Origin of the sequence: Bhargavaea ginsengi (assembly GCF_900109165.1) — a bacterium.
In the GTDB taxonomy this organism is placed as follows: domain Bacteria; phylum Bacillota; class Bacilli; order Bacillales_A; family Planococcaceae; genus Bhargavaea; species Bhargavaea ginsengi.
Genome location: NZ_FNZF01000006.1, coordinates 100,790 through 118,952, shown reverse-complemented (window position 1 = coordinate 118,952; position 18,163 = coordinate 100,790). Strand labels below are relative to the sequence as shown.

The 18,163-nt window shown below is 54.8% G+C and carries 22 protein-coding genes; 7 read left to right on the top strand and 15 right to left on the bottom strand.

Annotation, left to right across the window (positions count from 1 at the left end):
• Nucleotides 1–118: 118 nt before the first annotated feature.
• Both BMX91_RS13590 and BMX91_RS15980 read left to right on the top strand, forming a co-directional pair.
• The gene (locus BMX91_RS13590) at nt 119–1,270 is read left to right on the top strand and encodes an MFS transporter (RefSeq protein ID WP_092055393.1); all 1,152 of its coding nucleotides are present in this window, start codon (nt 119–121) and stop codon (nt 1,268–1,270) included.
• Between the two features lie 154 nt (nt 1,271–1,424).
• Entirely contained in the window at nt 1,425–1,550 is a 126-nt protein-coding gene (locus BMX91_RS15980; protein ID WP_281242841.1) for a hypothetical protein, read from the top strand.
• A 23-nt stretch (nt 1,551–1,573) separates the two neighbouring features.
• On the opposite strand, the gene BMX91_RS15660 is transcribed toward BMX91_RS15980, so the two are convergent.
• The 6 genes from BMX91_RS15660 to BMX91_RS13560 form a co-directional block, all read right to left on the bottom strand.
• On the bottom strand, nt 1,574–1,825 hold the full coding sequence (locus BMX91_RS15660) for a hypothetical protein (protein ID WP_143059392.1): 252 nt from the start codon (nt 1,823–1,825) through the stop codon (nt 1,574–1,576).
• A 115-nt stretch (nt 1,826–1,940) separates the two neighbouring features.
• A complete protein-coding gene (gene yidC / locus BMX91_RS13580; RefSeq protein WP_407640882.1) occupies nt 1,941–2,693 on the bottom strand; it encodes a membrane protein insertase YidC in 753 nt (250 codons plus the stop codon).
• Between the two features lie 77 nt (nt 2,694–2,770).
• Nucleotides 2,771–3,559, bottom strand: a complete 789-nt coding sequence (locus BMX91_RS13575; protein ID WP_092055387.1) for an AraC family transcriptional regulator — start codon at nt 3,557–3,559, stop codon at nt 2,771–2,773.
• 25 nt (nt 3,560–3,584) lie between these two features.
• Nucleotides 3,585–4,490: a diacylglycerol/lipid kinase family protein gene (locus BMX91_RS13570; protein ID WP_092055384.1), complete on the bottom strand. Its 906-nt coding sequence runs from the start codon at nt 4,488–4,490 to the stop codon at nt 3,585–3,587.
• Nucleotides 4,491–4,611: 121 nt separating this feature from the next.
• Entirely contained in the window at nt 4,612–5,058 is a 447-nt protein-coding gene (locus BMX91_RS13565; RefSeq protein ID WP_092055382.1) for a hypothetical protein, read from the bottom strand.
• Nucleotides 5,059–5,117: 59 nt separating this feature from the next.
• Nucleotides 5,118–5,573, bottom strand: a complete 456-nt coding sequence (locus tag BMX91_RS13560; protein ID WP_092055379.1) for a GNAT family N-acetyltransferase — start codon at nt 5,571–5,573, stop codon at nt 5,118–5,120.
• 109 nt (nt 5,574–5,682) lie between these two features.
• Here BMX91_RS13560 and BMX91_RS13555 point away from each other — a divergent pair, with 109 nt between their 5' ends.
• Entirely contained in the window at nt 5,683–6,177 is a 495-nt protein-coding gene (locus BMX91_RS13555) for a GNAT family N-acetyltransferase (protein WP_092055377.1), read from the top strand.
• Nucleotides 6,178–6,298: 121 nt separating this feature from the next.
• Here the strand turns inward: BMX91_RS13555 and BMX91_RS13550 are convergent, their stop codons facing one another.
• From BMX91_RS13550 to BMX91_RS13540, 3 genes are all read right to left on the bottom strand, one after another.
• Nucleotides 6,299–6,790 (bottom strand): DUF4064 domain-containing protein, encoded by a 492-nt coding sequence (locus tag BMX91_RS13550; protein ID WP_092055375.1) that lies wholly within the window; start codon nt 6,788–6,790, stop codon nt 6,299–6,301.
• A 346-nt stretch (nt 6,791–7,136) separates the two neighbouring features.
• Entirely contained in the window at nt 7,137–7,421 is a 285-nt protein-coding gene (locus BMX91_RS13545) for a GNAT family N-acetyltransferase (RefSeq protein WP_092055373.1), read from the bottom strand.
• 42 nt (nt 7,422–7,463) lie between these two features.
• A complete protein-coding gene (locus BMX91_RS13540; RefSeq protein ID WP_092055371.1) occupies nt 7,464–8,429 on the bottom strand; it encodes a ring-cleaving dioxygenase in 966 nt (321 codons plus the stop codon).
• 131 nt (nt 8,430–8,560) lie between these two features.
• Here BMX91_RS13540 and BMX91_RS13535 point away from each other — a divergent pair, with 131 nt between their 5' ends.
• On the top strand, nt 8,561–9,283 hold the full coding sequence (locus tag BMX91_RS13535; RefSeq protein ID WP_092055368.1) for a DUF3784 domain-containing protein: 723 nt from the start codon (nt 8,561–8,563) through the stop codon (nt 9,281–9,283).
• 163 nt (nt 9,284–9,446) lie between these two features.
• Here the strand turns inward: BMX91_RS13535 and BMX91_RS13530 are convergent, their stop codons facing one another.
• The 3 genes from BMX91_RS13530 to mntR form a co-directional block, all read right to left on the bottom strand.
• Nucleotides 9,447–10,364 (bottom strand): DUF1002 domain-containing protein, encoded by a 918-nt coding sequence (locus BMX91_RS13530; RefSeq protein ID WP_092055366.1) that lies wholly within the window; start codon nt 10,362–10,364, stop codon nt 9,447–9,449.
• A 70-nt stretch (nt 10,365–10,434) separates the two neighbouring features.
• Nucleotides 10,435–11,310, bottom strand: a complete 876-nt coding sequence (locus BMX91_RS13525) for a CvfB family protein (RefSeq protein ID WP_092055364.1) — start codon at nt 11,308–11,310, stop codon at nt 10,435–10,437.
• 2 nt (nt 11,311–11,312) lie between these two features.
• The gene (gene mntR, locus BMX91_RS13520; RefSeq protein WP_092055362.1) at nt 11,313–11,750 is read right to left on the bottom strand and encodes a transcriptional regulator MntR; all 438 of its coding nucleotides are present in this window, start codon (nt 11,748–11,750) and stop codon (nt 11,313–11,315) included.
• Between the two features lie 129 nt (nt 11,751–11,879).
• On the opposite strand from mntR, the gene BMX91_RS15655 reads away from it, so the two are divergent.
• Nucleotides 11,880–12,035 carry a lmo0937 family membrane protein gene (locus BMX91_RS15655; protein WP_143059391.1) on the top strand — a complete coding sequence of 52 codons (156 nt, stop codon included), beginning with the start codon at nt 11,880–11,882 and terminating at the stop codon, nt 12,033–12,035.
• A 145-nt stretch (nt 12,036–12,180) separates the two neighbouring features.
• On the opposite strand, the gene BMX91_RS13515 is transcribed toward BMX91_RS15655, so the two are convergent.
• Nucleotides 12,181–13,290 (bottom strand): GNAT family N-acetyltransferase, encoded by a 1,110-nt coding sequence (locus BMX91_RS13515; RefSeq protein ID WP_092055359.1) that lies wholly within the window; start codon nt 13,288–13,290, stop codon nt 12,181–12,183.
• Nucleotides 13,291–13,633: 343 nt separating this feature from the next.
• Between BMX91_RS13515 and BMX91_RS13510 the strand changes: the two genes are divergently transcribed.
• Nucleotides 13,634–14,050, top strand: a complete 417-nt coding sequence (locus BMX91_RS13510) for a universal stress protein (protein WP_092055357.1) — start codon at nt 13,634–13,636, stop codon at nt 14,048–14,050.
• Nucleotides 14,051–14,146: 96 nt separating this feature from the next.
• Nucleotides 14,147–15,163: a DmpA family aminopeptidase gene (locus BMX91_RS13505; RefSeq protein ID WP_092055354.1), complete on the top strand. Its 1,017-nt coding sequence runs from the start codon at nt 14,147–14,149 to the stop codon at nt 15,161–15,163.
• Between the two features lie 59 nt (nt 15,164–15,222).
• On the opposite strand, the gene BMX91_RS13500 is transcribed toward BMX91_RS13505, so the two are convergent.
• Nucleotides 15,223–15,600, bottom strand: a complete 378-nt coding sequence (locus BMX91_RS13500) for a hypothetical protein (protein ID WP_092055352.1) — start codon at nt 15,598–15,600, stop codon at nt 15,223–15,225.
• A gap of 129 nt (nt 15,601–15,729) precedes the next feature.
• Nucleotides 15,730–18,090 (bottom strand): penicillin acylase family protein, encoded by a 2,361-nt coding sequence (locus BMX91_RS13495; RefSeq protein WP_092055350.1) that lies wholly within the window; start codon nt 18,088–18,090, stop codon nt 15,730–15,732.
• Nucleotides 18,091–18,163: the final 73 nt, after the last annotated feature.

Below are 18,163 nucleotides of genomic sequence, written 5' to 3'. Positions count from 1 at the left end.
CCCTTCTTTCATGAAAATTCCATTGGTCTATCGTACCATACCAACCCGCATTCCGCGCCTTTATCCGGTGTGCTATGATTCTTTTGTGACAAATCTATTACGTGCGGAGGAACCCAATATGAACTCACGCTGGCTATCCCTGAATTTCTTCGCGTTCTTCTTCACGTGGGGCATTTTCCTTCCCTATTGGACGGGCTGGCTCGTTTCCGAAAAGGGCCTGACCGTCTTTGAAGCTGGCGCGGTTATGGGGGCAGGAATGTTCATCCGGGCGTTTTCAACCCTTTTCCTGTTCCCCGCAGCAGCGAAGCGCTTCCCGATCACCGGTGTGATGAAAGCGGGTGTCGTCCTTTCCTTTATCATCGCTCTGCTTTACATCCCGTCCGGATCCTACACGGCGATCCTCATCATTACCTGCATGTTTAATGTTGTGTATCCGAATCTGCTTCCCGCAATGGAAACCAGCGCTTCCGTCCTGATCCAAAAAGACAACATCAACTACAGCCGCAGCCGGGCTTTCGGCTCTGCAGGCTATATGGTTGCCGTGCTCATCATCGGCGCGGTCACCGCCCTGTTCGGCAATGAAGCAATTCTCTGGACGATGTTCGCCGGACTTTTGTTCATGTTCGCCGCCCAATACACAGCTGTCCCTGCATCTCTCGGCCGCGATGAACCCGGGAAGCCGGCGGAAAAGCGGTCAGGCGCTTTCCGTGAACTGATCCGCGATCGAGGCTTCCTGACGGTCCTGATCGTCTCAGTTCTGTTGCAGGGGTCCCACGCGGCCTACTATAACTATGGCTTCGTCTATCTGGAGGATCTTGGTGTCGCAAGCTTTACAATCGGCCTCGTGCTGAATGTCGCCATCCTTTTCGAAATCCTGTTCTTCGGCGTCGCGGACCGCCTGTTCGGAAAAATGACCGCGTCACGGATGTTCCTGCTGGCCGCAGCAGGCTCGACACTCCGCTGGGTGCTGATCTTCCTTGTGCCGACGGTATGGATGTTCACACTTACCCAGGCCCTGCACGCCGCTTCGTTCGGCATAGCTCACGTTGCCTTTATCAGGTACATTTCCGGGAAGCTTCCGACCCGTCTGATTGCGCCTGCACAGGCATTATATGCGGCATTTGCAATGAGCCTGAGCACTGCATTTCTGACCCTTCTCGGCGGGGCGCTGTACGAGGTGAAGCCGGGCCTGTCATTCCTCAGCATGGTCATCTGTACGATTCCGGCCGCCCTGATTGTTTATGCAACCAGAAAGAGGCACGCTTATTAAGGCACCGGGAGTCGGCATTAGATCTCCCCGAAACCGGCAGGCGCCGATTATTAATCATTCCAGTTGATTCTAAAGTACTATTTTTGTGAAATACGGACAAATGCCCAGGCAATTGTCCGTATAGTTTTGCAAACGAGGACAAAGGGGCATACATATGAAACCAATCTCGATCCAGGACATTCTTCAACTCATGGAAAAGCTGGATGCTTTGCTTGCAGAACGGGAAAACCTTGTCCATAAGATAGGCATAAAAGCAGAAAACGCGCTCGGTCAGAAATGACCGGCGCGTTTTTTCATGACCGGTCAAATAAAGAGCATGACCGCCAGAACGATGAACAGGAGACCGAAAAAACCGGCAAGCAGGTTCATCCACTTCGCTTCTCTCATCATGCCCCGCTCCCTGAACCCCGCAGCGCGCGCTGTATTGGTCAGGACAAACAGGAGCGCCATCGACAGCGCCGCGGCATGCATTGCCTGTCGTACAATAAAGACCAAAGCCAGTATAAAGACTACCGCGATGCCGATTCCAAATAACCACCGCTTATTCTTGGACATCCCCCTCATCCCCTTTTCCTCTGTTTGAATCATAAGCAGAAAAACGGCAGTGCCCAGGCCTCGTATGAGTCCCGGGCCACTGCCGTTTGTTCTGATAGCCGGATGGTTACCCGGTTTATTGCTCCACTGCCTTTTCCGGATTTTCATAGTAGAACTTCCGCCCGATATAGGTCTGGATCACAAGGATTGCACCGCTGACCGCCCAGTAGAGAGGCAGTGCGGACATCGCCGTGAAGGAGATGAACGTGATCATGATCGGGGACATGTAGATGAACATCTTCATCTGCTTTTGCTGCTGTTCAGGCATCGTCCAGAGAGAGACGCGTGCCTGCAGGAGATAGACGACCCCTGCAATCAGGGCCATGATCATGTCAGGAGAGCCGAGATTAAACCAGAGGAACTGGTGTGACTTGACGTCGTCCGAATACAGGATCGCGAAGTAGAGGCCCATGATGATCGGCATCTGGATGAGAACCGGCAGACAGCCCATGTTCAGCGGGTTGACGCCGTGCTTCTGGTAAAGTCCCATCATTTCCTGCTGGAGCTTCATCTGCTCGTCCTTGTCCTTTGTTTCCTTGATGCGCTTCTGGATATCTTCCATCTCAGGGCGGAGAGCATCCATCTTCACCTTCATCGCCTGCTGGGTTTTGTAGTTCTTCAGCATGAGCGGCATGAGGATCAGACGGATGATGACTGTAATGGCGATGATCGCCAGTCCGTAGTTGCCGTTGAAGAATGTCCCGAGAAATTCCAGGGACCAGTCCATCGGCCGGACGAATAGATTATAGAACGTGCCTTCCTTGTTCTCGATGCTGGAGCATCCGCCAAGGAGCAACGCTGCGGCTACCAGTGTAAGGATCAGCCCGATGCGCTTATTCAATCGATTCACCTACAACTTTTTTAGACTATAGAGTAGTATACACCACCCGTTGCAGGCTTTTCAATTTATGTTCGGGCCGCTTCTCCGCTTCCAGGCAAGACTGAGGAGAAGTAATCGATGTCTTTGCGCTCCCTGAACTGCTTCGGCGTCACATTTGTATACTTTTTGAACGTCCTCGTGAAGTAGCTCTGATTGCAGAAGCTGAAGCGGTCCGATACCTCTGCGATCTTCAAATCGGTGTTGCGGAGATAGAATTGGGATTCTTCTATTTTCCGCATGTTGATGTAGTCGATCAGCGTCAGGCCTGCGTGTTCGCGGAAGATTCGTGACAGATGGCTCGTGCTGATGCCGGCCCGCTTCGCTAGCTGCTCGACTGTAATCGGATCCTCGATCGAGGCATCAATGAACTGGATAATATCGTTGACGACCGGATGCGAAAGTTCCGGCTTGTCCCGGCCCTCAAGGACGTGTATGAAGAATTCAACGAGGTCATTGGTCGTTTCTACGATGTCTTTCCTGTCCGCTTTCCGGTCGACGATCCTCATCGCGGTAATGTTTGTCGCGACTGCCCATTCCGGAGAAAACTTCGGGACCATCAGGAAGCGGGCAGTGAGCGCGGCGAAGATAACATAGTAATTCGCGACGTCTTTAACCCACCGGTCCCCCGCGATATCCTTCACCATCGTGACAATCTGGTTTAGTCTGTCCTTCGCTCTGGCTCGGTCCCCTTCTGCCATCGCTTCCAGCAGATCTTTCTCAAGATGATAGAAATCTTCGCTTCGCTCATATGACTTCAGGACTTCCACACGGTCCATGAACAGATTCGTCATGTATTGAAGACCTGATTCTCTCATCCTCCTGCACCTTTTCCACGCATGGTCATTCTCCTTCCTTTATTTCCGGAGCCAGTATATTCAGGTGACCGCGCAGGACCTCGATCGAGACCGGAGTCGTCCCGCATTCGTCACCGTCAATGTTGCAGGCGATCGGCTCATCCGTTTCGATTTTTGCACGGGTTGTCCGGAGTGTTTCGACCGCTCCGTCCTCCTGCAGTTTCCCAAGAAGCAATGCGGCGGACATTTTCAGGAGACTCGGAAGCTTCGTCTGTTTGATCACAGTCAGATGAAGCAGTCCGTCGTCTGTCTTGGCATCCGGGTTCATCTTCTCGAAACCGCCCGTCGAGTTTGTCATAGCCGCCAGAACAAGTGATGCCTGCCCGGTCCATGTACCGCTGTCGTGGGTGATAGTGAATCGGTTCCCATCGTCCGTTATCAGCTTCTGGAGGCCATGTGCCGCGTAGGCTAGCGGGCCAAATTTCGTCTTTTCCTCGACCGGCACATCCATTACCCCTTCAGCCAGGCTTCCGACCGCCAAAATGTTCATAAAGTAGTGGTCACCGGCCAGGCCGATATCCGTCGGCCTCACGACAAAATCCGGCAGTCCGCGTATGGCTTCCCCGGGGTCAAGCGGAATGGAAAGAGCACGCGCAAAATCGTTCACCGTGCCCAGCGGGATAAAGGCAAAGTCCGGCCGTCTCTTTTCTCCTGCCAGGCCATTGACGGCTTCATTCACCGTACCGTCGCCGCCCATCGCGACAACAAGGGGACATCCCGCTCTCGCAGCGTCGCGTGCGAAGTCAGATGCGTCCCCCTGCTTCTCCGTGGCTCGGACCGTGACTGTGTAGCCCATTCCCTCCAGCACCTCTATACAGAGTTCCCGGTATGATTCCGCCTCTTCCTTCCCCGAAGAAGGATTTAGGATAAATACCGCCTCCTGTTTCTCCATAACGCACGTCCTTCCGGATTTCTTATGTACTAATTCTATACCCTTCAGCATTCGTTTTTCACACATTTATGCAAAAAAGATGCCCATCCTGTCATGGATGGGCATCTTTGCCGCTCTAGTATTACAACTTATCCGTATTGATGCGGTTTTCCGTCGTGACTGAATCCGTGTCTTCGTTAAGCTGTTCAGCCGTGTCATCATTGCTTCCGAGGCTGGCTTTTTGCTGGCCTGCCGGCTCGCCGGTTTCTTTTTTGTGATAGAGTCCGTCCTCATCAGGATTCTTTTTCTTGTTCTTCTTGTCCTCCACTTCCTGGTTGTAGTAGTGGACGCTAGTCTGGGCGCCTTCCGCCACCATGTCATTATCCTGGAAGTCATACGGATCGGAATGGCCCGCTTTCGTATCCTCGTAGTTACGGTTCACCTTCTGGGACTCCATGAAGGAATCCACTTTCGTCTTCACGTTATTGAAGGCGACCATCGCCTTGTCGCGGTTCTCCTTTTTGCTGAAATACGCATAAGCTCCTGCCGCGAGACCAGCCAGTAAGAGATTCTTATTTTTGCCTGCCATATCCATCATCCTCCAGTTCGATTTCGGTCGTGATTGGCTTCATAGTGCAGTATACCCCCTCACTCCCAGGCGGAAACCAACAGCAGCATATCCACATGGGGAATCCCGTCTTCATCATATGGCTCGGAAACCGTACGGAATCCGCATGACGCATAGAAGTCTTCCAGATGATGCTGGGCTGATAGGTGCACAGGGAACTCGCCATAACGCGCCGTGACGACCTGCTTTGCCTTTTCGACAAGTTCGCGGGCAATCCCTTTTCCCCGGTGGGATTTCCTGACGATCACCCGGCCGATTGCCGGATGCTCATGCACGTCTCCCGGTTTGAGCACCCTCGCACAAGCCGCAATCGTATCCCCCTCCATGCCGATCAGATGGAGGGCATCCCGGTCGTTTCCATCGATTTCCGGGTAGGGACAAGCCTGCTCCACTACAAACACGTCGACCCTCAGCCTGAGGATTTCATATAGCTCGTCCACCGTCAGTTCCGAAAAGCTTTTGACACTCCAGTTCATAGTCCCACTTCTTTCATTTCATTTTGATTACATTATTCCACAATGTGTATCGGAAGGCTGATTTATTTGTTATAGTTGATGGAAATCATTTGGCGAGGTGACCTTTTCCATGATCCGTTTGATGACACGACATGATATCGAGACCGTCCGGCAGATTGCGGCGGTCAGTTACGATGACACGTATGAAGGCATCCTCCCGGAAGAGGTACAGGAGTCCTTCCTCACACGCGCCTACGCTGCACCGATGATGATGAAACGGCTGGAAAAGACCACGATGCTGATCGCGGAGCATGAGGGCCGGCCGGTCGGATTTGCCAACTTCACCCGTGTGGACGAAGACGGCGATGCAGAGCTGACCGACATGTACCTGCTCCCGGAATATCAGGGAATGGGACTTGGCTCGGCACTGCTCGAAGCCGGCCTCTCTTCACTGGAAGACGGCCGCCAACTGTTCGTCTACGTCGACTGCCTGAATGAAGGCGCCCGCACATTTTATGAAAAGCAAGGTTTCGAGCTTCTTGAAGAATTCGACGAACTGTTCGAAGGCTATCCGACAGTCACAGCTCAATATGTCTATTATCTCAAAGCGCCTGCTCTCGTATGAGCCGGTGCTTTTTTTTGCACATTTGACCTTTTTTTAATCCCTATTTATATCAGCCACTGATTCTCCACTACCACTCCCACATAAATAGAAAAAGCCCCGGCATAGGCCGGGGCAGGGTCGGTCACAGCGGACGCATTGTGTCATTTCCATAGACCGATTCCTCTTCTACAGGCGGCTTGCGCACGAAGCACATGATACCGGCGATGTAGAGCAGGATGGATGTCAGGGAAATAATTCCGGCAAGCACGCCGGCGACGATGAATAGGATTCCGCTCAGTTTGGAGTTCTTACTAAGGTTGATAAGTGCAATCACGATCAGGATCGAACTGATGACCAGGGCAGCGATGAAGAACCAGCCGAAGCTGACTATCCAGTCCATCCCCATATACATCATGTCCACGATGGCCTGCGCATCCGACTCAGTGAGCGTCGGGTCATTCCAGATTTCCGCTTCGAATTCCTGCTGGAATTGCGGATCGTTCGTCAGCGACTTCATCAGGCTGTTCACGACTAGTGTCATAATCACACCGAGAATGTTAAAAACCAGGCCGACGATTCCGAGGACGCGTTCCCCGGTCCGTTTAAAAGGACGGTTAAAGGAGTTCTGTTCCATTTGGCGACACCTCTTTTGATTTTCTTTTATTCTACCTTTCTTCTTACGGATGAAACCACACACGGTTTCAACTTTTTTAGAAGGCTGTAAAATGGAAGGTTTACCCACCTATTTCAAGGGGTACTTTCATAGCATCACACATTTTACAAAGGGGGAGACGAACCCATGGAAAAAAAACTCATCTTTAGTCAGTCCGATGCGATGTATGCCATTGCCGGATCGTCTGTTCTCACGGCAATTCTGATTTTCTTCACATTCTGAGGGAGGACTTTATGACGATCAGCCACTATCAAACATAAAAGCAATCCGCCCGATCAAATCGGAACGGATTGCTTTTTTCGTGTGTTTATTTGGCTTTTACATCTTCATATTCATCGTAGCGGTCAAATGCGGTCACGACATAAGAGCAGACCGCTTCCATCTTATAATTGTTTTCACGTGCATAGTCAGCTGCACGATCAAGCAACTTTTTCGCTACGCCGCCTCCGCGGAGTGAAGGGTCTACGAATGTATGGTCCATGACCATCACATCCCCCATCTTCGTCCAAGTGATCTCCGCATCCCTCTTGCCGTTTTCCTCATGCACGAATGCATAGGCATCGCTGCCCAGTTCTTTCAGTTCAAATTCCATGATCCAACTCCCCTTTCCCCATTTGTGTACCCAAAACGGCGATCAGTCAAGCTCCAAAGGACTGAGTGACGCCTCGATTTCCTGTCGGCGCGGCTCAAGGAAAGGCGGAAGTGCCAGCGTCTCGCCAAGCGAGTCCATCGGCTCATCAGAGTCAAAGCCGGGTTCGTCCGTTGCAAGTTCGAACAAAATACCATTCGGCTCACGGAAATAGATCGACCGGAAATAGTACCGGTCCACTTTGCCGCTTGTCTGGAAACCTGCCCGCTCGAGGTGCTCAAGCCATCTGTCATACTCCTCGAAAGTCGAAACGCGGAAGGCGACGTGATGAACGCTGCCCCTGCCCGGCCGCTCCAGCGGCAGGTCCGGACGCGTCTCGAGGTGCACTTCCGCTCCCGCTCCGCCCTCACCGGTTTCGTAGACGATATAGTCAGGCATGCCGGGCACGTCAGATGGGTAGGTCCCCGCCCTCCTGAAATTCAGCACTTCAGTCAGGACCGTTTCCGTCCGTTCCGGGTGACGTACCGTCAATTTTACAGGACCGAGCCCGACAATCGCAAATTCTTCAGGAATATCAAACTTTTTCCAAGGAACCCCGTACGGAACGCCCGATCCGTCATCTGCAATGAGCATCAGCCTTGAACCTTCATGATCGGTAAAGGCCAGCGTCTTCCGGCCGTTGCGCTCCCTGATCTCTTCGTGGTCCACACCCAATTCATCAAACCGCCGGATCCAGAACGCAAGCGCTTCTTCAGACTTGACCCGAAAACCGGTGCTGCTGATGGAAGAAACGCCAGGATAGGTGCGGCCCGCCATCGGGATTTCAAAATACGTCATATCCGTTCCCGGCGTGCCGACCGCATCGGCATAAAACAGGTGGTACATCGAGGTGCTATCCTGATTGACCGTCTTCTTGACGAGCCGCATGCCGAGTACCCTGGTGAAAAAGTCATGGTTTTTTGCTCCGCTGGCCGTGATGGCCGAGACATGGTGAATTCCTCCGAGTTGCATGTCCGTTCGCTCCTTTTTATCTTGATTTCAAGATACTTTACTTAATCATATACGTCTACTTGCGCTTTTGCAATCTCCAGGCATCCCCGATACACTTGAAAAACGATACCCGATTGGAAAGGAAAAAAATCATGTCACTCATCTTTTGGACCCAGGTGTTCCTGATTGCCCTGTTCGCACTGTTTGCCTACATCATCCTGAAACGCCGCTCCTATATGCTTATTTCCGGATTCGCCACACGCTCCGAAGAAGAGCAACAGCAGCTGATTGAGAACGGCTATCCGCAGGGCGTCGGCCGGATATTCTTCCTTATCGCAGCGGGGCTGCTTCTCCTCATGCCACTCGGCCTTACCGGTTTCCGCTATACATTTGAAGTGCAGATGGCCTTCATGATGCTGGTGCTGTTTGGGGGGCTGATCATCCTGTCCCGCCGCGAAGTCCCGCATAAGAGGAAGCGTTCCCTTCTCATCTCGGTGATCATGACAGTCGTGGTGATTGGCGGGACTGCGGTCCTACTCTTTATCGGGGCCAAACAGCCGGATGTCACATTCGGCGAGTCGGCGATTGAGGTTTCAGGCATGTATGGTGAAAGGATCCTCTACCAGGATATCCGTTCCGCGGAACTGCTCGACACGATGCCGACAGTCCGCTACAAGGAAAACGGATTCGGCTTTGCCGACTACGCTAAAGGCCGGTTTTCCGTCGAAGGCCATGGCTCTTCGCTGTTGTTCGTCGATACAGAGCAGTCCCCTATCCTTCTGATCGAGACAACTGATCGACCGGTTTTCATTACGGGCGGCAATCCGGAAGAAACCGAGTCATGGTACAGGGAGCTGGGACAGCGGATCCGATGACGGCCGGACTGCGGAACGCCTGAGAATAACTCGGGAGGGATTCGTCACTCGAGAAGGGCGAATCGTCACTTTCGAAGGCGGATTCGTCACTTTCGTCGCGACCCTTGCCTTTTAAAAAGCAAAAACGGATGCGCCGGCAAATTTGCCGGGCATCCGTTTTCTATCAGTTGGCGCTGAACAGCGAGCGGACCGAGTCAATCAGGCTGTTGAAGAAGTCTTTGACTTTTTGCCAGAAGCCTTCGTCATTCACCGTCTCGCGGATCTTGTCGCCGTATTTGTCATTGAAATCCTGCGCAAACTGTCCGAGCTGATCTGACCATTGGCCAAAGTCGATATCAAGCTGGCGGATGCGGTCCATCAGATCGATGAGCAGCTGGCGGTCTTCCGGGCTCAGCTCGATCTGGAGCTTGTCGAGCTGCTCGGAAACGATGCGCTCGACATCTTCCTTTGTCGCCGGATTCTGCTCGGCGATCTGCTGTTTAAGCTCGGTGAGGAGCTCCGTTACCTTCTGTTCATCGACGCCCGACTTTTCGGCGAGCTCTGTCGCCACGGTCAGCTCGTCGTTTGCGACATCGGTCCGCTCCGTGTCGAGCGTGCCGCCGCTTGCCTCATAGGCCTTGTAGATCCCCGCAAGCGCCGAATGGCCGGTGACCGGCTTCGGTGCGGCAACGTCCACGTCAGCATCTTCAATTCCCGCTGTCAGCATTGCGTTCGCATACATGTCCGACGTGACCTGCGTGATGTTGTCCGGCGTGACAATCTGGATGACCAGGCCGCTGCCCGGCTCGGTCACGGTGATTTTCGCGGATGAATACATGCGTGCCCGCGGGTTGGAACCCTCGATGTACTTTCCGAGGTCCTGTCCGGAAACAGTGATTTCCTCGACTTCCGCTTCCTCCGCAACTTTTAGGCTCGACTTGACGCTTTCCTTCTGGTCGGCGGTCAGGTCTGCGCCGTATACGACAATCGGAATCCCGAGCCGCTCATCGACCGCAGGCGCAGCAGATATGGCCGGGCCCGCCACCAGCGAAAGGATTAATGCTATGATTGCGGGCAATGCCCATCTCTTCTTCTTGATCATGAGGTTTTCCCCTTTCCTGAATACAAAAGCAACTCCCTACCCATATAACGGGCAGGGAGGGTAAAAAGTTTCATGAATCCCGCTGGGCATCCTTCAAATAAGTCCAGCCGTCTTCCTGTACGATTTTCCGTTCTTTCAGAAGCTTTCCGAGCGCGCGCTTGAACGAGGCCTTGCTCATATCGAACATCTCCTCGATTTCCTCCGGTCTCGACTTGTCGGTGAACGGCATTTTGCCGCCCGCTCCGTTCAGGTATCGAAGGACAGTTTCCGCGTCATCACCGATCCGCTCTTCCTTCCGGGGCAGGAGTGACCCATTAAGCGAGCCGTCATCCCGGATGCCGATGACCCGCACTTCGACTTCCTGTCCGAGTCTGGGCTCAAACTTCATCTCGCTGTGATGGACGAAGATCCTATATTTCTGCGGCTCGCTCAGCATGAACGCCCCGACCGGCAACAGACGGTATGCCCTCGCCTTCAGATTCTTGTTGAAGAGGGATGCGGGTGCGTCCACATATTCTTCTTTGATGCGCTCTTCGGTAATGAGCCGGCCGAACAGATTGCCCCCTTTATCCGTACGAAGCGTCATGTAGAGGCAGTCGCCCGGCTCCGGCCAAAGTTCCTTGAGCTGCGGCATGTCTTTCGGGTTCACGATGACCTCGACGGATGAGCCGATGTCTGTCCGGATACCATCGCGCCCATCTATATCGATCACTTCAGCCCAGCCGTACGAACCGGCCTCTATGCGTGGCAGCCGGCTCGTCGCAACGAGGTTGCCGCGGCGGTCCGGGTGGAGGAAAACTTTCAGCCGGTCTCCTTCATTCAGGTCTTCCGGTGCTTCCGACGCATTCATATTGAAATCCTGTCCGTCACAGGACAGGACCCAGCGGGACCCTTCCCGCCTTTCCGCGAGCGCCTCGATGATTCGCCCGGATTCGGCCTTTGTCATAGTTATCTCTCCCTTTCTTCGTCTGCACGGTCCGCGGCGCGGTTCCGCTCCAGCTGGTCCAGCGTCGCAGGGTTGGCCTCGAGGACACGCACAAGATCGGTGATGCGGTCAATCGCGTCCCAGCTCAGGTGATGCTCGATCCCTTCGACGTCGTTGTAGACATGCTTTTCGTCTACGCCGATCAGCCGGAGAAAGCGTTCGAGCAGCTCATGGCGCCCGGCCAGCTTCCGGCCGAATACTTCACCCTTTGAAGTTAATATTAACCCTTTATAGCGTTCATAAACTAAATAGCCTTCCCGGTCAAGCTTCCTCGCCATCTTCGTCACGGATGACGGAAGGACTTCCAGCGCCTCTGCGATGTCGGAAACACGCGCTTCCCCGGTTGCCGCCGACTTCAGCCAGATCTGCTCCAGATAGTCTTCCATGCTCGGCGTCGCCATATCAGATCCGCCCCTTCCATTGCCTGTCCGTCCATTATAGCACGGACGCCACGGCGCCCGGGCCGGTTTATCCGCGCTGTGCGAGGGGTAGGATTTGATTAACAGACAAGACGGAAAGCGGGTGACCTCATGGGCAAAATCGTTTGGTGGATCATCCTGATCCTGATCGCCTTCTGGCTGATCGGCTTCCTGCTCGACATTTTCGGCGGGCTGATCCACATCGTCCTTATCATCGCCGGTATCATTTTCATCTTCCAGCTGATCACCGGCAGGAACAAACATTGAATAAAGGGATGCCGCACACATATGGCGGCATCCCTTTATGTTTGATCTGAAAGCATTGATCGCGGTTTGCTAAACATTTGCCAATAATCCCGGCGCTGCTCCGCCAAAACCGGCGGCCTTCATTCAGGGACCGCCGTCTAATGCTCTAGTTCACTTTTGCATAAACACTGGTGTCGCGGAGACTGCCGTCTGATGCTACAGCGTCGTTTTTCAGGACACCTTCAAGCTCAAAGCCAAGCTTTTCCGGGATGGCACGGCTCTTTTCATTTTTCGTATCGCACCGGATCTCAACGCGTCGCGCGCCAAGCGTTTCCACGGCGAACTGCGTGATCCGCTCAACGGCTTCCGTAATGTAGCCATGGCCCGTGTAGCGGGTATCAATCCAGTAACCGATCTCGAATTTCGGGACGTCCCAGTTGATGCGATGCAGGCCGGAAGAACCGATAAACGCGCCGTCTTCCAAACGGTAAAGGTGCAGTCTCAGATCTTTCCGTGTGATAAAATCGGCCACCGCTCCCCTCAGACTGTCTTCCACGCCTTCGAGCGTCGGCTTGTCCTTGGCGAACGGAAGCCATTCCTTCAGCTCCGGGTGGGAATAGGTGAGCGCATCATATACATCGGCGGCATCCTCCAGGCGCGGAGCACGTATCAGGAGCCGCTCCGACCGGAACTCATCCGCAAAGCCCGGCGGACGGCCGTGCTCATCTGTTGCCGCGGCGCTTTCCCGGTCGTTCCACTCCACCGGGGTCGTCTTGCCGCTCTCGAAATCCTCCCGCGTGATGCCGTACGTGACGGCATCATAGTAGGAGTCCTCTTTCGGGGAATACCATGATTTCCGGAGATGGCCTTCCTTCACAAAGCCCGCCCGCTCGAACGTCTTCCGCATCGCGGCGTTGTCCTGGCGGGTATGGCCTTCCAGCCGGATCTTCTTGTCCGGCAGGCTGAACACATAGTCACAGATGAGGCGCAGCGCCCTCGGTCCGAAGCCCCTGCCCCGCGCCCGCTCCGCGATTCTCAGATCAAACATCGGAATCTCGTCCTGCATGTCATACAGCTTGACGATGCCGATCTTTTCCCTGTCATCCGTTTCCACCCAGAACGTTTTTACCTCGTCGGATTCATAGCCGCCGTCGTCGATCGCCTTCTCGATCATCTTCCGCGCGGGATGCGGGATGCCATGGTACGGCCAGCTGTTTTCCGTCATGAAGTGGATGAGCTCTTCTTGTTCCTGCATCGTCCATTCCGTCAGTTTCATGCGTGTCCCCCCTGCCGCGCACTGCTCCCGGATTTGCAGGAGGCAGAGCGGCAATTTTATGTCCTAATGAAAACATAATCGTTTTTTTCAATTTACACAACGTTTTCCGGCTTTACTGATGCTCAAAAGCCGCGACGACCCCATTGTATGACCGGCTGTTACAGGAATCAAGGTCAATCAAAACGTTGTTTGATTGTTTTTTCTTTTGGTGCAAAAGGTTTTTCTGCGGCATGGAGGGAATATAGTATTAATATAGAGAACGTTTCCCCGCGTCCGGATGACCGGACGACGGCGGGCGGCTCCCAGCTGCCCATTCCGGAAACCGAAGGAGGATACCGGACTCATGTACGAGAAAATCATTATTGCCGTGGATGGCTCCGCCCATTCCAGACGCGCGGCCAAGCACGGCGCCACCATCGCGGAGGCCACCGGTGCAGCCGCCGACCTGCTCTACGTGGTCGACCATGACCGCTCCCGTCCGCAGGAACTCGAAAACGTCACAAAGGAAGAATTGGATGCGCGCATCCGCGACCAGCTGTCCGAGGTTTTCGCCATTTTCAGTGACAAGGGTATCCGGCCCGGACTTCAGATCGAGTTCGGCGAACCCGGCCCTGCAATTGTCAAATTCATTAATTCGGCCGGCTACGACCTGGCCATAGTCGGCAGCCGCGGTCTGAACGCTTTCCAGGAGATGGTACTCGGCAGTGTCAGCCATAAAGTTGCCAAGCGAGCCGAATGCCCCGTCCTGCTTGTGAAGTGAACCGCTCCCAAAAGGGGGGCGGTTTTTTTATGCACCCATTTGTAATTGAACTTTGAGATAATGGGAGGCAGATCAGGCTCGCAAGGGGGAAAAGCAATGAGAAAAGGAAAGTGGAATGCCATCACGGACGTCGCAGGAGTGTCGGTCGGCCATGTCACGCTTGACCGGCCCTGGGATGGGGATGATTATTTTTGCACAGGGGTGACGGCCATCCTGCCGCACAGGGGCAACTGGTTCGAGGAAAAGCCCGCAGCTGCCTCATTTGTCCTAAATGGTTTCGGCAAGACAGCCGGGCTCGTCCAGGTTGAGGAATTGGGCGTGCTGGAATCACCGATCATGCTGACAAACACATTCAGCGTTGGCGCAGTGCTTGAAGGCACGCTCCAATACATGCTCGATGAGAATCCGGCGATCGGGGACTCCACCAGCTCGCTCAATATCGTGGTCGGTGAGTGCAACGACAGCTACCTGAACTCGATGCGGAAAATGGCCGTGCGGCCGGAAGACGCCGTCCGCGCGATTCGAGAAGCTTCCGGTGGGGAACTGGCGCAGGGCGCGGTCGGCGCAGGCAAGGGCATGATCTGCTACGGGGCAAAAGGCGGCATCGGCAGTTCGTCACGGATCGTCGAGGCAGGCAGCCGGTCATTTACCGTCGGCACGCTCGTACTCACCAACTTCGGCCGGGGCCATGAGTGCCGCTTCCCGGGATGGGTATCGCCGGAAGAGCCGGCCCCCGAAACACCGGTTGCCGATGATGAAAAGCGCCCGGACGGCTCGGTCATCATCGTGGTCGCGACCGATGCTCCTTTGGACGCCCGCCAGCTAAAACGCATTGCCAAGCGCGCCGCAATCGGGCTCGGCCGGACAGGCACCCACATCCACAACGGGAGCGGTGACATCATCATCGCCTTTTCCAACGGGCTGCTGACCCGGCACGGCGGCGAGGACATAACCGTCACCCGGGAAATCATCAAAGACGACCACCCGGTCATGAACGACCTGTTCGAAGCGGCAATCGCCTCGACCGAGGAAGCTGTCCTGCAGTCGCTTCTGCACGCGGAAACGACGACCGGCAGAAAAGGAAGGGTTGTCAGGAAAGCGGAATTCCGGTGATTTTGCGACCTAAGTAAAAAGAGAACTTCCAGATTTGTGGAAGTTCTCTTTTCTTCGCCTCAGAAACCGGTCACGCTATCAAACGGCCGCTGCTCCCCGTTCACCCTGACTTCGATCGTGTCTTGTTTGGCGTCAGTTGTCAGTTCGTAAACGTGGGTGTCTGTACCCGCGCCCTGCGTGCTTACGGTTTCTTCCAGCTTGATGATGACCATATTGTCTTTGATTTCGTAGTCTGCCTCCACAGCCTGCTCGGATTGAAAGACGATGTAGGACTTGTCTTTCGAATTAAGCATCTGAAGGGACAAGGCGGGATCAACCTGTTCCCACGCTTTACCCGGCAACTGATTGACTTCACTGAAACTCGTGACTTCCGGGTCGCTGCAGCCTGCCGCAATGAGACCTGCAACAATCAGCCAACTGAATAAAATCCCCCTCATTCCTTCCCCTCTCTCCGTATAATCTGTCGTCTTACCTTAAGCAGGGCATTCTTATTGCAAGTGCACAAGCCTTATTTCAAATCTGCAGTCCTTGTTGCAATTCCAAGCACCTTATCCCAACTCCACTCTTTACGGCACAAACTTCAGCTCGTCGCCTTCTGCGGTTCCGTCGATCCGTGTTTCGTGATAGTCGCCTTTTACCCAGTCGTCCACCTGGTCATGGAACCAGTCGGATTTGACATGGCCGCTTTGTCCGGGGCCGACGATGTGCCACGTGCCGGACAGGTCGGACAGGTCGGCGACAAACCGCCAGGATGCGCCGTGGTCGGCGGTTCCGTCGTAGTTGAATCCGGCTGCCTGAACGGTGACGTGTGAGCCGGAGACCGGCGTGCGCGGAGGGTTCAGGAATCGCTCAAGGATCGGTGATGCGCCTCCGACCGGGTGTGGAAAGACGAGCTGGTGATAGTCGCCCCATTTCCAGTTGTCCGCATCGTCCCCGTAGGCGTCCGCGATCGACATGACCGCACGCTTGAACGAATCGGTGACCCATGCATCGACTCCACCGTAACCCGTCACCCAGGCACCCGGGTTTCCGGCGTAAGCCTGGCGCATCATTTCATCGGTGATGTGGTTCTTGCCCGGCATGAGAGCATACACATCTCCCGGCATGGAGGGGCGCAGCATCGTCCTCGGCAACTGCTGGATCCACCTGTGGAAGATCAGCGGCGCGCCAAGGTCCTTATCATCCTCGAGGTTCCAGTCTTCAAGCATCCGTACGGCGGATGCGTATTCTTCCGCCGCGCCTGTCGCCTTTAGCGAGCCGATCATGTCATCCAGGAATTCCCGGGCATACAGGTTCTTCACATCCATCTGCAACGCCATCATGTCCTCCGGTGTCAGGTCATCCCCTTCCCGGAGCACTTCTGCAATCCGCTCGTAACGGTAAGGCTGCGCCCAGAATTCTGTGATGTGGTACGGATAGTCCTCCCCGATGACCTGGTTATTCGCGGTGGCGATAAACCCTTCTTCCGGGTTCACGGCACGCGGCAATTCGTCATACGGGATATAACCCTCCCAGCCATACTCCGTCGAATCGCCCGGTACCGGCAGCTGCCCGTCCCCTTTTTTGCGGATCGGGATGTTGCCGTTCGCCTTGTAGGCGATGGTGCCGTCCTTTGCAGCGAAGACGAAGTTCTGCGCCGGCGCGTTAAAGTTTTCCAATGCTTCCTCGAACTCTTCCCAGTCAGATGCCTTATTGTACGTCAGGACGGCCTCAAGCTCCCGGGTCGGCTCAAGCGCCGTCCACTGCATCGACAGCACCGCACCCGGCCCTGTTTCTTCCAACATCAGGTTCGAGATGATCGGCCCCCTCCGTGTGGTGACTGTGTGGTAATCGATGGTTTCCCCGTCCTTCACACGGATCGGCTCATCCCGCACCTCTGCCTGCTCCCACTTTCCGTCATAGAGGAACTGCGTCGGATCATCCGGGTTCGGCTGTTCGATATACAGATCCTGCACATCCGGCCCGACATTCGTCACGCCCCAGGCGATCTCCTCGTTGTGGCCGAGGATGATGCCCGGGATACCGCCGAAGATGACACCGGCGACATTCTGCTCCGGCGATTCCAGATGCATCTCGTACCAGATGGACGGCGTCGTCAGTCCCAGGTGCGGGTCATCCGCGAGAAGCGGCTTGCCGGACGCCGTCTTGTCACCTGAGACAACCCAGTTGTTGCTGCCGTTGAACTCCGGCGGTATCAGCGATGCATCAAACGCACCCGCGACCCGGACCGGGTTTGTGCGGTTCGCTTCAATGATGGAAGGTGCATCCTCCGGATAATGGATAAACAGCTCCTCCATCTTTTCACCGTCAAAGTTATTTACCGCCCAGTGCCGGAATGCCAGCGCCTGCCAGTGGCCCCCAAGGTCGTAGGCCATGAATTTTCCGATTGTGAGGGAATCCAGCGGCGTCCACTCCTCCGGCTCGTACCCGAGCAGGCTGAATTCATACGGCAGGTTGCCGTCTTCATTCGCTTCGTCGATATAGGCGTTCACCCCTTCGGCGAACCACCCAAGCACCTGCCTTGCCTCCTCCCCGTAGCCCTCGTGCGACTGCTCAGCCGCATGCCGGAGGCTGAATGTGCGGAACAGCTTGTCGGAAGGCACCGCCGCCTCCCCGACCACCTCCGCCAGCCTGCCGGAGGCCTGCCTTCTGGCCAGGTCCATCTGGAACATCCTGTCCTGCGCCTGGACATACCCTTGCGCCCTGTATAGGTCGGCATCGGATTCCGCACGGATATGCGGCACGCCCTTTTCGTCACGTACAACCGTGACCTCTGAATCCAGCACCGGCACGCGGAGCTCACCTTCCGTGACTGGAGCGGATCTTCCTATGTAAACGTTTACGAAAATCAGTGCGGCAACACCCAATACCACAACCGCCCCCGCCGCATACAAGGCGAAGCGCAGCCACCTCGGCCACTTGCTCATTCCATCATCCCCCCTGACCAAGAGATTCTCCCTTTACCTGTAAAATCCTTCTCGCCCCTCATGAAGCACTCAC